The sequence below is a fragment of the Leptospira chreensis genome (genome assembly GCF_016919165.1).
Classification (GTDB): Bacteria; Spirochaetota; Leptospiria; order Leptospirales; family Leptospiraceae; genus Leptospira_A; species Leptospira_A chreensis.
The window spans coordinates 126,285-139,685 of record NZ_JAFFPS010000064.1 but is presented as its reverse complement, the minus strand read 5'-3'; the positions used below and the strand labels follow the sequence as shown (position 1 = coordinate 139,685).

Sequence of the window (13,401 nt, the reverse complement as noted above, 5' to 3'; positions counted from 1 at the left end):
TATAACACAACCTATCGTTTTTGAAAAGAACCTTGATCGCTTCGGAAATTTTATTCTAAATCTTTTCACCTTTGCACGGGGATGACTCAATGCAGAGTAGTTTCCAAAGTACGTTCTTATTCCTGATCATGATAAATGATCAAACCAGATTTATTCTGATTCCTGCTCTTGGATAGCGGCTAGCTTTGAATTTAGCATGGTATCTTTACATCGCAAGATTGAATGCAGATTTCTCAGACCTTATCCTTCTTTCCCCGCATCCAGTAATACCGCATTACACCTATGAGTGCAAAGAAAGCGCAGACGAAAATTCCTGTGGTAGAAAAAATCCCAACTATATCTTTTGCACTGAAAACGTCGATGGGATGCGTGCCTGTTTGCGAAAGTAACGGATTTAGTATCCCAACCCAGAGAACAAACACAAACATAAATGCTGCGCCCCGACCTGCCCAAAGACGAATGATTGCAGGATCGCCTGGTTTGATTTTTCCTCTGACTACTATATAGTCGACTAATAGGCCTAAGGTTACTCCCAAGAATAGCCCTTTGGTCAATCCCAGTATTCCTGCGGTAGTGAGCAAAGAAAGGAACGAGAGCACGACAAGAAACATGAATACAAAAACGATAGTCAGTATGAATGGTCCTCCCACTCGTGCGGCTGGCAGTGCACCCGATCCTAGTTCTATTGAAGAAAAGGCACTGGCAAATCCACCAAGCCCAGCGATGACTTCAGCTCCTAACGAAAAGAGAATGCTGAAAATAAATATGAAAATCCAGAGTTTCCGGCGCATTCGTTGATTTTATGGCCAGGATGGTTTCTCGCAAGCACTTAGGAAATTACTAAGACTTTTTACCAGATAGATTTCACAATCTTCAATTGGTCGGGATAAACTCTATCCTTGCCCATGATTTGACATGTTCTTTGCTACTTGGAAGGAGTAGATTACTTTGGAAGCAATTTTTTTTACTTAATGGATATGCGAGAGGGATAGTAAGGGCGCGTTAGCGGTCGCGGTTTGCGACCGAAGCCCTGCATAGCCCGACCCCAAACGGTTTGGAAAATTGTTTTGTAGTAGCAAACTTTTTGTGGGAAGAAAATATCTTTGGGGGGTCGCCCGAAATATCAGAGGGGATCGTAAAGATAGACACTTACTTCGATAGATCCTATTTTTCCAAAAACATATTTTTCTTAGTTTAGGAATTCATGTCCAGATGTATCCAATCTGAACTAATTCAATGTTGAGTTGAAAGTAAAAGACAATGAGTTCAGTTAAGAGATGTCCATCTTTCTTGCTGCATTATAAAGAGGTGCGTTCATTTCTGGATCAATAATGTAAATGATCCTTTGGGTACTGGAAGTCTGGCCTGCAAGATCAATCACTGCTCGTCGTTTGTCCATACGAATTTCGTTAATATCAAAATCGGCAATTCGATACTTAATCCCTTTTTTAAACAAAGGTTTGATGGTGCATATCCTTTGGATCTTTGGGCGTGTCTGGAAGCGATCGACTTCTAAAATTTTGCAGATATCAAAATGTGCCTGTTTTTCAGAATCAATAGAGGCGGTGATTACATAATCACCTACGTTAATTATATTTTGATTATTGGTTAAGCTGGCACCGACATAGTCCAATAAGTGTCGAATGTTTCTATTGCTATAGGAAAAAAACGAATCATTTACAATCATTTTCAATGCTGTTGCTGAATTGAATGCTGGGCGCCACGGTTGGTTTGTTGTTAAACTTGCATATTCGCTTGCGAGCGACAAAATTGCGATATCTTCTTCAAAATTGACAGAGTTTACATTCGATTCTTGGATTCGAAGTTGTGCATCTATATCAGCAACAATCATTTTTTTACTTGGATCTTTTAAAAACTTATCCCTAATTACCATCAACTTTCTAAAAACTGTGTTATTGTCAGGAAAGTTATTGTTAATTGAGTTACCTCGGAATGGTCTATGGTGGTTCAAAACAAGAGTACGAATTTCTTGCGTAATTTCTGGCGCTGCAAGAGTCATTAAGTAACTTATAATTGGATGTTGTTGGATTGAGTTGTATTCTTCTTTAGTCAAGTTAGGTTTGTCTGGAAGAACTAACTTTGAATAACCAATATCCGCAAGAAAACTTGCCGTCATTACCGAAAGATGGTCTTTTTTATTGGGTTTGTTATCTTCTCCCATGCCTATCTTTTTGGTTCGGACTTTCATACCCATTGCAACAATCGTTCGTTTGGTCATTAACTCTGATTCCACTGGAACGCCAGCAAGATTCAAAATTTCTAATATATTAAATAATCCAGATTCAAAATCTGGATTGCTAGTGAAATCATCTAAAACTTTTCCGATTGATTTGTGAACTCGGAGTGCATGATCCGAATTGAATGCTTCTTTTTTTAACTCAAGAATCAGTGATTCGGTTTGTTTTGCAAATTCTGTGGTTTTGTCTGGGTCAAAAAGTTTTGTTTGGCGAGGGTCAGCTATTTCTCCGGATGTTACTAGCAAATGTTTTTTGTCAGATGTTAGGTAATAGGCTCCTTGCAACTCAATCTTTAAAAGTTTGCCAAAATCCTCTTCCGTCGGGTTCCTTTTTTTTGACATGATGAGTTTGCCAGTTCGATCAAAAAGATCGAGTGGAATTTGTTTGCTCTTACGGTAATTACTGAGCAGATCATCATTAAATTCAAATTTAGCAAGTTGGTCAGTGGGAATTAAGGGAATATCGCTCAAAATTTGCAGTCCAGTTATGGTATGATTATCTAATGATATGAGACGAGAAAAATTGACTTTCACCAACAACAAAGTTCATTTTTTCAATTAAAAGCTTCCTCTGATGATTATCAATACATATCGGCAAAACTCAAAGAATGGTTGTTCAGTAATGGGGATGGCGAACGTTTTTGCCCAAAAAGACGTTGGTCACTTTCTATCAAGTTTTTACGAAATGAGTGTTTGGTTTTGATCAATGCAATGTATCGTAAGATCTGTTCTGATTAAATGCTTGTTTCACTTTGTAACTTTGTAACTTTGTTGGTTTGAAAAGTAAATATAATGGAAGCAAAGCCGTCGAGTGACTCGGCTTACTAATTTTTAATAATCATTCCCAATGCTTAGTTTTTTCTTTATAATCGAACATTAAAGTGCTGAATTGATTTGCAGAATGGATACGATGTGTTAAGATCCGCCGATACTGTCTTGAATTGGTCAAAATTATGAAAAAAATTATTTCCTTACTGTTCTCAGTGTTTCTTTTTGTAAACTTATCTCTTCGTAGTGAAACGATTCAACTCAAGTCCGGAGAAAAATTTGAAGGTTCGATTATAGACCAAGACAAGGATTCCGTGACTATCAAACTCGCAAACGGAAATACGAAAGTGTTCCCTAAGTCGGCGGTTCAAAAAGTTTCTTATGGAAAGGGGCCGGAATCCTCTGCTCTTAAAAAAGAATCTCCGATTTTGGAGAAAGAAAAGAAAATCAAAGAGGAAAAGGAACTCGCAGAAAAACAAAAACAGGAAGAGGAGAAACTTAAAGCTAAAGAAGAAAAACTCAAAAATCGAGAGGAACAGCTTTCGAAATCTAAACGACATTATTTAGAAGGTTCCTTCGGGGTTGGAAGTGGCGAGAGTCAATCAGAGCTTCGTCCTTTCTTTCAGACAATTCAGTATGCTGGACTTCTTTTTAGCAGTGGCGGTCAGGCCGAACTACAATCCACTCCTTATAAAAGTAAAAATCAAAGTACAACGGCGCGTTTGTTTTATGCCTGGAACCGGTTCACCATTGAGATTCGCGGAACAGAAGCGAAAGGAAATTTAGACGTAGGTGGCTTCCAGACTCTATCTTTCGGAAGTGGGGGTGGGTCTTCTTCCTCCAGTTCTGAAAAAACTACAAATGTTCTGCTAGGCAACGGGGAAACAAAGTTTCAAAAAGTTTCATCCAGGATCGGTTTTTCTCCTTATCCGCATCCGGTTTTAGATCTTCAAATCTTGGGAGGACTGGAAAGAATTTGGACAAAGACCTCTCAAGAAGTCGATAGTCTCGGAGGGATTACCGCCACTGGAATCAATCCCAGCCGCGTGAGTTATCGGGAAACGAACAGTGCCCTCAGAGGTTATAGTTTGGGACTTGGGTTTGAATGGAATTTTTGGGAGAGATTTACCTTACAAGGACAGATTTTACATTTAGATATGCAAGGTCCATCCTCGCTTCGAAGCGACGAATTTCGATTGAATGCCATTCCTTTTCGATACAATCAATATGGACTCGATTATCAATGGAAATCTACTGGAACCGAAGTGAATGTAAAATTCACAACGAAGATCAAAGGTGATCTAAGTTTATTCGTGGAAACGAGCAATATGACCCTGAATAACAAATTGCAGTCAGGTTATATCACGGAAAACGAAGGTGGGGGAAATACGGATCCGTCCCAAATCTTACTAAGATTTTATGGGCCACAAATTTTAATACCAATCTTACATGATTCAAAGACTGTATTAACATATGTTCAAGTCGGTGCCAATTATCGTTTTAATTTTTGAGTCGGAGTAGATTCCTCCAGTTCCGACATTGCAACTTTGTAGATCGAACTAAAACAGAGTTTTGTCTTCTTATGTAAAATCGGAGTAAAATAATAGGATCGCTTTATTCCGTTGAAAGGGAAGAGGTTTCTTTTTCTGATGCCCATTTCTCTGCGGATCTCAAAATTTCTTCGGCGAGCATCGCAAGTCCGGGTCCGGATTTTTTGCGATAACAAAGATAAAATTTCCTTTCTACTTTCCAGTCTTCGAATTTAATTTTTTTTAGTTTTGAGTTCATCGAATATTCGGATAAAAAACCGATTCCGAGTCCCGCTTCCAATGATTTGATTACGGATTCTACACTTCTTAGTTCCATCGCAATCTTAGGACCAAAATCTTTTGAAAAAGATTTTATTTTCTTCTCTACTGCTTTTCTAAGAGCAGAACCTGGATGGAAGAATACAAAAGATTGTTTTTTTAGATCTTCTAATCTGATTTTCTTTTTTTGAAAAATGGGATGATCTTTTGCTGCTACAGGAAATATCTGATCGGATAAAAATTCCAATACATTCAGACTAGGCTCTGAAATGGGACCAGTTAAAATCCCAAGATCTACTTCTCCTTTTAATACAGCGTCTTTAGTTTCCTTTGCGTCTCCTTCTCTTACGGAAAGAGAAAGTCCGGATCTTTTTTTTAAGATTTGTTTTAAGATTTGAGGTAATATCCATGCGGATACTGTCCCTCCCGCTGAAATGGAAAAGTTACCTTTTAGTTCATTTTCTTTAGAAAAGCCATTTCGTATTTCTTCCCATAATTCTTTCATTCTTATCGAATACTGATAGAATCTTTCTCCTTCATGAGTCAGTCGTACAGACCTTCCCCCTCTTTCCAAAACCCTTACTCCTAATTCCTTTTCTAAAAGAAAAATCTGTCTAGAGAGTGCAGGTTGTGTTAATCCCAAACGAGTTGCTGCCTTTTGGAATGTTCCTGATTCCGAGATTTCCAGAAAATAAATGATCTGTCTGAATTCCATACAACATATAACTTTTAGTTATATATTTTATAAAACCAATTTATTTGCATTATATCAATTAATTTGATATCCTCTTTACTAAGAGGGAAATATGGGACAAACACTTTACGACAAAATTTGGGAGACTCATCAGATCATAGAAAATTCTGACTCGGAATTTATTTTATATGTGGACCGTCATATCCTACATGAAGTGACATCTGCCCAAGCATTCGAAGGATTAAGAACTAAGAACAGAGATGTAAGTAGAAAGGATCTCACTTTTGGAGTTGTGGATCATAATGTTTCCACAAGAGATCGCAAAAACAGAGATGCGGCAGGACCAGTCTCCCGATTGCAGATCGATACGATGGAGAGAAACTGTAAAGATTTCGGAATCCGTTTGTTCGGCCCTGAAGATCCCAATCAAGGGATTGTACACGTGTTAGGTCCTGAGTTAGGTTTTACAACTCCTGGATCTGTAATTGTATGTGGAGACTCACACACTGCAACTCATGGAGCATTCGGTGCATTGGCTTTTGGGATCGGGACAAGTGAAGTGGAACATGTGCTTGCAACACAAACTCTCAAACAGGCAAAAACAAAATCAATGTTCGTTCGATTTGTCGGTAAACCTGGATTTGGGATCACTGCAAAAGATATAGTTTTAGCACTCATTGCAAAGATTGGGACTTCAGGAGGAAGAGGTTTCACTATGGAATATTCTGGTGAATGGATCAGTTCACTTTCAATGGAAGGTCGAATGACTCTTTGTAATATGAGTATCGAAGCGGGGGCAAGGGCAAGTTTAATCGCACCAGATCAAATCACATTTGATTATTTGAAAGATAGAAAACTTGTGCCGAAAGGAGAAAGTTTTCAGAAGGCAATCGAATATTGGAAAACATTCTTCACGGATAAAGATGCCGTTTTTGACGAGAAGATAGAATTAGATATTTCTAATATAGAACCTCAAGTCACATGGGGAACAAATCCATCTCAGACTTTATCCATTGACGGAGTAATCCCAAATCCAAAAGAATTTCAGGACAAGCGAGCCAGAGAGACAGTAGAGAATGCATTGGAATATATGGATTTAAAACCTGGGACTCCGATTTCAGAGATTAAAATCGATAAAGTATTCATCGGATCTTGCACGAACTCAAGGATAGAAGACTTAAGAGCTGCAGCAGAAGTAGTCAAAGGAAAAAAAATTCATCCAAGAGTGCAAGCTTTGGTGGTTCCGGGTTCCGGCTCAGTAAAACGTCAGGCAGAATCGGAAGGTTTGGATCAAATTTTTAAAGAAGCTGGATTTGAATGGAGAGAGCCTGGCTGTTCGCTTTGCCTTGCGATGAACGACGACGTATTAAAACCGGGAGAAAGATGCGCTTCCACTTCTAATCGCAATTTCGAAGGAAGACAAGGTAGGGGAGGAAGGACTCATTTATTAAGTCCTTCTATGGCTGCAGCAGCGGCAGTGACTGGAAAATTATCTGATGTGAGGAAATTGGCATGAGTACGAAAAATTGGACAATCCATACGGGAATTGTCGTATCAATCCCAAAAGAAGATATTGATACGGACCAAATACTTCCTAAACAATTTATGAAATTAATAGATAAAAAGGGTTTTGGAAAACATCTGTTTCATGATTGGAGATATTTAGACTTAGAAGGAAAAATTCATAATCCCGAATTCATTTTGAACCAAGAAGGATTTAAGAATGCCAGTGTGCTTATCGCAGGGAAAAATTTCGGCTGTGGATCAAGCCGAGAACATGCGCCTTGGGCCTTATCAGATTTCGGATTCCGAGCGATTTTGGCTCCTTCTTTTGCCGATATATTCTCGATTAATTCTGCGAAGAATGGAATTGCATTGGTTCGTTTGCAAGAAAAAGAGATTCATTATCTCAATGAATGGGTTTCTAAAAACTCAAGGTTATCTATCAGGATCAATTTAGAAAATTTGGAAGTACAGGCGGGAGACAGGACATTCTCTTTCCATTTGGACTCGGCTTCCGTCAATCGGATCCGGAACAGTTGGGATGATATTGATATCACTTTGAAACATGCAAATGAGATTTTGGAATTTGAACGGATACGAAAAACTGAAAAATCATTTTTGGAAGTGTATTGGTAAAGATACTTCCAAAATTTTCTTAGCGAAAGTTTGCATAAAAGAAATTGAGACGAACCACCTATCAGGTAATTCAAGAGTGGATCTTCATATTGGTTTGAATGTATCCACTGCGAGAGGGATAGTAAGGGCGCGAAGCGGTCGCTAATTGCGACCGAAGCCCTGGATAGCCCGGCCTCAAATTCTATAAACCATTGTTATGTGGAAAGAATTTGATTTGAGATAGAGTTCAATCTTTGGGGACTCGCCCCGAAGAGCTTGCTTTCAATGTTAGGGGAGGCATGGGGAAATTCGTGAAGAGGGTTTGGGAGGAGGGTTCTAATGAGACATAATGTGGAGGCGAATCTACAAACCCCCGCCCGAGTTAGGGTGGAGGGGAGTGGTTCGTGGGAGGTGCCGTATTTCCCCTAACATAATTTCCACGTTTTAACAAGGAACTTTCAGAAAACCTATGTTTTATTCCAAAAGTTTTCGCCTTTTAGCAACATATCTTTGAAGTGTTCTTTGCTGTTTTACATATTCACAAAGCAAGTGCATGCGAGGGTAAGTCTTTCCTGAATGATAAGTTCCAAAACACATTCGTAAAGCAGATGTTTGAAAAACAATTTTCCATTGAATCAGCACTATAAATCCGTATAGTTTAGGATTTAAAAAATTTAGATTATGACTGTATTATAAAATTAAACTTTATTTCTACTTTAAGTCTGATGCTTGTCCATAGATTGTATGATTATGGAGTAGATAGAATACGATTGTGTATTGCGTTAGTTTGGCCAAGGAGTGACAGTTGTAGAAAATCGGTTGCTATCAGCTTGATGGTAATACATGCAACTCTCCAATCACCGAGACCAATTGTTCTTTAGTCCACGGTTTGGCTAAGACATGGTCTACATGGCCCAAAGTTTTTGCTCGCACCAAAGAGTTTGGATCCGCTTGGCCGGTTAAAAGAATTTTTTTAATATTTGGAAAATGATTCTCTAGGTAGATCATAAATTCATCACCTTTCATTCCAGGCATAAGCCAGTCGCTGATAATGATTAAAACCGTATGGTTTGCATCTTCCGTCTCGTTCAGAATTTCCATTGCTTCTTCGGCTGACAAAGCCATTTCATAAATAAAATTTTGACCGTAAGTATTACGAAGTTGTTCTTTTAAACACAGTAACACGATCTCTTCATCGTCTACACATAGAAGAATGCTTTTTTTAATTTTGGTCATAGAGGTAGCCTCACAGTAAAGGTAGTTCCCACGGCAACATCCGACTGAAAATATATCTCTCCTTTATGTTTTTCAATGATTTTTTTTACAATTCCGAGTCCTAGGCCTGTTCCTTCACCTCTTATTTTTGTGGTAAAAAAAGGATCAAAAATCCGTGCTTTGTCTTCTTCTTTGATCCCCTTTCCCGTGTCTCGAATGATAATGTTAGCCATGTTGGTTTCTATCTCTTTGTTAGTCTCAATATAGATTGATCCTTGGCCTTCAATTGCCTGCACAGCATTGTGAATTAGATTTGTCCATACCTGACTGATTTCATCTGGGAAACAATGGATTGGACCATCGTAGTTGAAATTTTTTATGACCTCTACTCCGTCCCTTAATAAACTATTATAGATTGTGAGCACAGTTTCTATATTTTCCGTTAAGTTGATCTCGATTTTTTTGCCTAATAAATCTTGGTGAGAATAATTCTTTAGGGCGTAAACAATTTTAGAAGCTCGGTCGACGGATTGACTTATGTTTCGAATATTGCCTCGTAATCGGGAAATTTTGTAAATATATTCAATTGTATTTTCACCACCTTCTTCTTGTAGTATCGAGATTAAAGGTTCTATTGGTTTATTCTTGTTGATATCCAATAATAAGTCTGCAAAATACTCTGGATTTTTAATTTTTGCTTTCTGCAAAAGTTCTTCCACGTCTTTCTTGATTGTCCTTCGTTCCCTCGTTGTTTGGTTTGATTGGCTGAACTCTTGTCTATCTTTTATAAGATCTTTGAATATGATGGAAGCATTGTCAGATAATTTAGCTGTCGGAAATGATAACACAAATGTAACGGCTTCGTCGAAATTGGAAATGGAAGTCCGAATCGAACCTAGCGGTGTATTGATTTCATGGGCAATCCCTGCCACTAGCTGACCTAGAGCTGACATTTTTTCGGATTGAATGAGTTGTGCTTCTGCTGCCTTTAATTCTTCTAGTGCCTTCATTAGATCTAAGTTTGTTTTAGATAAGTTTTGGTTCGAATTGTTTAAATCTTGTATTAGAATTGAAATTTTATTTTTAAGGACTCTAAATGCTCGAGCTAAATGGCCAATTTCATCGTTTGACTCATAACTAATCGATGTATTCCAGTTTTGGTTGCCAATCTCGGTGGCAGCATCGATTAAGCCATAAATTGGTAAACTTACTTTACCATGAATCACCTTATAAGAGAATAATAACGAAAGGATTAAGATTGTGATAATGGCAAACATTGTTGTTAGTAAATAAAGAATGTAACTTTCAAATTTTCTAACGGATTCATTTGTACGGTTTTCAATTAATTTAAGGAATTCATTGATGGGTTGCATAATTTCTCTTTTGTGTAGATGGTAATCGATTCCATGCATTATGGATATGGCATATGCTCTGTTAGGTTTTCCATGAATTGTAAAATTTCCTTTTTGATCTAAGAAAATACCTTTTGCTGCATTTTTTGCGATGTTTTCCAGTTTTACAAGTTTATCAGAATTGATTTGAGCTTTTTTCAATTTATCAAATTCTTCCTCAGTGAACCCGGCATCAATCATTTTGGAATGTAGGGAGATTTTCTGCCCAAAATCTTCTTTTCGATCGGAAGGAAAAACAATCAAATCCCAATAAATTCGATCATAATTCTCGGGCCTAGGTTTTTCTCCATTTCGTATTGCTAATATATCGTTGAAAATAGTTTGATATAATTCGTCCCCGGTTACCACATTGGTGCGTGCAAATCGTGTTAGGTCATCTGAACTTTGTCTAAGTTCGTCTGCTAGTTTGATGGATACTAATCGTTTTTCTTGGCTCTCCGCCAAGGCCGATTCTACTTTAAAAAGAGCGAGTGTAAGCAATCCTATTGAAATCAATAATAGGATGTTGATTGAAAATATTAGGTAAAATAATCGTTTTAAGCTCATAAATGACTCATTCATTTTTTATAAACGGGAATTTTAGTTTGAGATGATTCATCCGTTTCAGTTTACCAGAAGTGCTCCATTTATGCAAAGATAATGAGTTGACTTAAATTATTTATTAACTAAATTTTATAACCTATGAATGCTTACCGAAATGCTTCTTATGTTGGTTTTGTTCTGTATGCCTTTGGAATTGTATTATTTCTTTATGGATTTTACAATCTGTCCATTGAAAAGGACTTGGATGCTAAGGGCAACAAAGCCGTTGGGGAAGTTTATGGTTTGGAAGTGACAGAGCCCTATCGTCAGGCTTGGGTTGTTTTTAAAACGGAAAAAGGGCAGACTGTGAGATTTTTGGATAAGTTGTTTTGGAATCATAGTTTTGAGAAATATAAAAAAGGCCAAAAGGTGGAAGTATTGTATGATCCGGCAAATCCAATCCAAACTGCGGTCATCAACGATTTCTTCCAACGAACCACTGCACCTTGGTGGCCCGTGATCGTTGGTGGTATCGTAACTTTAGTTGGTTTTATCCTACGTAAAATCATGAAACGAAAAGCAATCGAGTTAGATGCTCGTTTATGAAATTTTTTTATAGCAATCATCATTGTTTTTTTGAAATACCTAGAGATACATCTATCCTCATTCAATTTTGAATCGAAACTGTTCCACCAAGACCATTAAATGTTCTGCTTGTCGGCTCATTTCATTGGCGGTGGCAGATAATTCCTCGGAACTTGCTGCATTCGTTTGTGTACTTTCATTCACTTGAGTCATTGCATCAGTGATTTGTTGGACACCCATTGCCTGTTCTTTCGAGGAGAAGGCAATTTCTTGGACTAAATCAGCAGTTTTACTAATAGAAGGAACAATTTCGTTTAGTAGCGATCCGGCTTCTTGTGCTGTGGTTAAACTTTCATTCGTAAGATGACTGATTTCTTTCGCAGCAGCTTGACTTCTCTCTGCTAACTTACCGACTTCTGAAGCGACCACAGCAAATCCCATTCCTTGTTCTCCTGCCCGTGCCGCTTCGATCGCAGCATTTAATGCAAGTAAGTTGGTTTGTCCTGAGATTTCATTGATGATGCCAATTTTTTCAGCAATTTTTGACATTGCTAAAACCGTCGCATTCACCGATTCACCACCTCTGGATGCATCATCTGCTGATTTTTTAGCAATTCCATCAGTATTTTTTGCATTTTGATTTGTTTGTGTGATTGAGGCGGACATTTCTTCCACAGCTGCCGTGGTTTGTTCAATACTAGAAGCTTGTTCCGAGGTGGCTTCCGCTAGAGAAAGGGAAGTAGAGGATATTTGGCTTGAAGCTTGTGAGATTACCACAGCGGAACTTCTGACTTCCGATAAAGCTAATGATAGTTTTTCTAATGCGTTATTTAGAGAATTTGCTAATGTTTCAAAATCACCAAGGTAGTTTAAAGAAACTCTGTGAGTTAAGTCACCTTCAGCCATTGCAATCAATACTTGATTCACATCATCAATGATATTGGAGCTTGTGTTCGCTAATAAATTAACACTACCACCTAAGTCTTTTGCAAAACCTTGTTTGTCCTCTAGGGAAACTCTTGTTTTTAAATTTCCTTTTCCAGCAGCATCAACTACGTCTTGCGTTTCACTAATCATAGTTTGGAGACGATCGACCATACCTTTGATCGAAAATAACATACTCATTTTATCTTTAGGAAGTGTTTGGATCTTTACATTTAAATTTCCTGCTGCAACTTCTGCAACGATAGCATTTGCATAAGCAGGTTCTCCGCCAAGATACTTAAATAGTAATCGTATTTCATAACCTGCATAAGTTAAGATACAAAGTGTAATGAAAACGAAAATGATAACCACAGTATTCCAAAAATTTTGACTAGAAATGGCTTCGTCAACTTTGGATTGGGTTCTTTGGTTTAGAAGATCAAAGAACTCGGAAACTGGTTTCATGATTGTTGCTTTGTTTTTATGATATTCATCATTATGCATCAATCTGCGTGCCTCTGCTAAGTCAGGGTTTTTCTTTAGAACAAAGTTCCCCGAAGCATCTGCATATAAACCCTTTACCATATTCATGGCGATGGTTTCTGTTTTGACTAATGCATCCGATTTTACTTTTGCTTCATCTAATTTTGCCAATTCTTTATCAGAGAAACCTTTTTCTTTCATTAAATCCAGGAGTGCAATGGCTTTAGAAGCTGGGCGAGGGGTTAATTCACCGGCGGCAACGAAATCCCAATAAATATTTTCATATTGAGTGGGTCTTGGTTTTTTACCATTTCTAATATCAAGAATGTCGAAGTATTGATTTTCCCATTTGGGATCTCCACCGGAAATTACGTAAGTTCGAGCAAGCCTTGTTAAGTCATCGGAACTTTGGCGTAATTCATCTGCTAGCAAATAGGATTCGTATCTAGAAATTGTAGCGTCCGCTACAATTTCCGAAGCTTTTCTTAATTGCATAGTAAAGATGACGAGAGAGATCATTGCCAGTGTGATTGTAATGAAGACAGTTCTGAAAATGGAACGCATGTTTTCTTTCATTGTAATTATCCTTTAGTTTATTGATGGGTGTTTTTGAAT

General features: G+C 37.9%; 10 protein-coding genes. 4 read left to right on the top strand and 6 right to left on the bottom strand.

Features of this window, described 5'->3' with window-relative positions; all coding sequences use genetic code 11:
* Nucleotides 1–233: 233 nt before the first annotated feature.
* Both JWG41_RS17650 and JWG41_RS17645 read right to left on the bottom strand, forming a co-directional pair.
* Nucleotides 234–791 carry a hypothetical protein gene (locus JWG41_RS17650; protein WP_205271128.1) on the bottom strand — a complete coding sequence of 186 codons (558 nt, stop codon included), beginning with the start codon at nt 789–791 and terminating at the stop codon, nt 234–236.
* Nucleotides 792–1,270: 479 nt separating this feature from the next.
* Nucleotides 1,271–2,728, bottom strand: coding sequence for an HD-GYP domain-containing protein (locus JWG41_RS17645; RefSeq protein WP_205271127.1), 1,458 nt, complete (start codon nt 2,726–2,728; stop codon nt 1,271–1,273).
* Nucleotides 2,729–3,210: 482 nt separating this feature from the next.
* On the opposite strand from JWG41_RS17645, the gene JWG41_RS17640 reads away from it, so the two are divergent.
* Nucleotides 3,211–4,536 (top strand): LA_0442/LA_0875 N-terminal domain-containing protein, encoded by a 1,326-nt coding sequence (locus JWG41_RS17640; RefSeq protein WP_205271126.1) that lies wholly within the window; start codon nt 3,211–3,213, stop codon nt 4,534–4,536.
* Nucleotides 4,537–4,639: 103 nt separating this feature from the next.
* On the opposite strand, the gene JWG41_RS17635 is transcribed toward JWG41_RS17640, so the two are convergent.
* Nucleotides 4,640–5,548 (bottom strand): LysR family transcriptional regulator, encoded by a 909-nt coding sequence (locus tag JWG41_RS17635; protein ID WP_205271125.1) that lies wholly within the window; start codon nt 5,546–5,548, stop codon nt 4,640–4,642.
* A gap of 91 nt (nt 5,549–5,639) precedes the next feature.
* On the opposite strand from JWG41_RS17635, the gene leuC reads away from it, so the two are divergent.
* On the top strand, nt 5,640–7,043 hold the full coding sequence (gene leuC / locus JWG41_RS17630; RefSeq protein WP_205271124.1) for a 3-isopropylmalate dehydratase large subunit: 1,404 nt from the start codon (nt 5,640–5,642) through the stop codon (nt 7,041–7,043).
* Entirely contained in the window at nt 7,040–7,666 is a 627-nt protein-coding gene (leuD, locus tag JWG41_RS17625) for a 3-isopropylmalate dehydratase small subunit (RefSeq protein WP_205271123.1), read from the top strand. The genes leuC and leuD overlap by 4 nt, the downstream gene beginning before the upstream one ends.
* Nucleotides 7,667–8,470: 804 nt before the next feature.
* On the opposite strand, the gene JWG41_RS17620 is transcribed toward leuD, so the two are convergent.
* A complete protein-coding gene (locus JWG41_RS17620) occupies nt 8,471–8,881 on the bottom strand; it encodes a response regulator (RefSeq protein ID WP_205271122.1) in 411 nt (136 codons plus the stop codon).
* Nucleotides 8,878–10,818, bottom strand: a complete 1,941-nt coding sequence (locus JWG41_RS17615; protein WP_205271121.1) for an ATP-binding protein — start codon at nt 10,816–10,818, stop codon at nt 8,878–8,880. The genes JWG41_RS17620 and JWG41_RS17615 overlap by 4 nt, the downstream gene beginning before the upstream one ends.
* Before the next feature lie 135 nt (nt 10,819–10,953).
* Between JWG41_RS17615 and JWG41_RS17610 the strand changes: the two genes are divergently transcribed.
* Nucleotides 10,954–11,400 carry a DUF3592 domain-containing protein gene (locus JWG41_RS17610; RefSeq protein WP_205271120.1) on the top strand — a complete coding sequence of 149 codons (447 nt, stop codon included), beginning with the start codon at nt 10,954–10,956 and terminating at the stop codon, nt 11,398–11,400.
* A gap of 57 nt (nt 11,401–11,457) precedes the next feature.
* Here the strand turns inward: JWG41_RS17610 and JWG41_RS17605 are convergent, their stop codons facing one another.
* On the bottom strand, nt 11,458–13,362 hold the full coding sequence (locus JWG41_RS17605) for a methyl-accepting chemotaxis protein (protein WP_205271119.1): 1,905 nt from the start codon (nt 13,360–13,362) through the stop codon (nt 11,458–11,460).
* Between the last annotated feature and the right edge of the window lie 39 nt (nt 13,363–13,401).

Coding starts and splice junctions, on each gene's coding strand:
- JWG41_RS17650 (WP_205271128.1), bottom strand. CDS start 791: ATGCGCCGGAAACTCTGGATTTTCATATTTATTTTCAGCATTCTCTTT.
- JWG41_RS17620 (WP_205271122.1), bottom strand. CDS start 8,881: ATGACCAAAATTAAAAAAAGCATTCTTCTATGTGTAGACGATGAAGAG.
- leuC (WP_205271124.1), top strand. CDS start 5,640: ATGGGACAAACACTTTACGACAAAATTTGGGAGACTCATCAGATCATA.
- JWG41_RS17610 (WP_205271120.1), top strand. CDS start 10,954: ATGAATGCTTACCGAAATGCTTCTTATGTTGGTTTTGTTCTGTATGCC.
- JWG41_RS17640 (WP_205271126.1), top strand. CDS start 3,211: ATGAAAAAAATTATTTCCTTACTGTTCTCAGTGTTTCTTTTTGTAAAC.
- JWG41_RS17635 (WP_205271125.1), bottom strand. CDS start 5,548: ATGGAATTCAGACAGATCATTTATTTTCTGGAAATCTCGGAATCAGGA.
- leuD (WP_205271123.1), top strand. CDS start 7,040: ATGAGTACGAAAAATTGGACAATCCATACGGGAATTGTCGTATCAATC.
- JWG41_RS17605 (WP_205271119.1), bottom strand. CDS start 13,362: ATGAAAGAAAACATGCGTTCCATTTTCAGAACTGTCTTCATTACAATC.
- JWG41_RS17615 (WP_205271121.1), bottom strand. CDS start 10,818: ATGAGCTTAAAACGATTATTTTACCTAATATTTTCAATCAACATCCTA.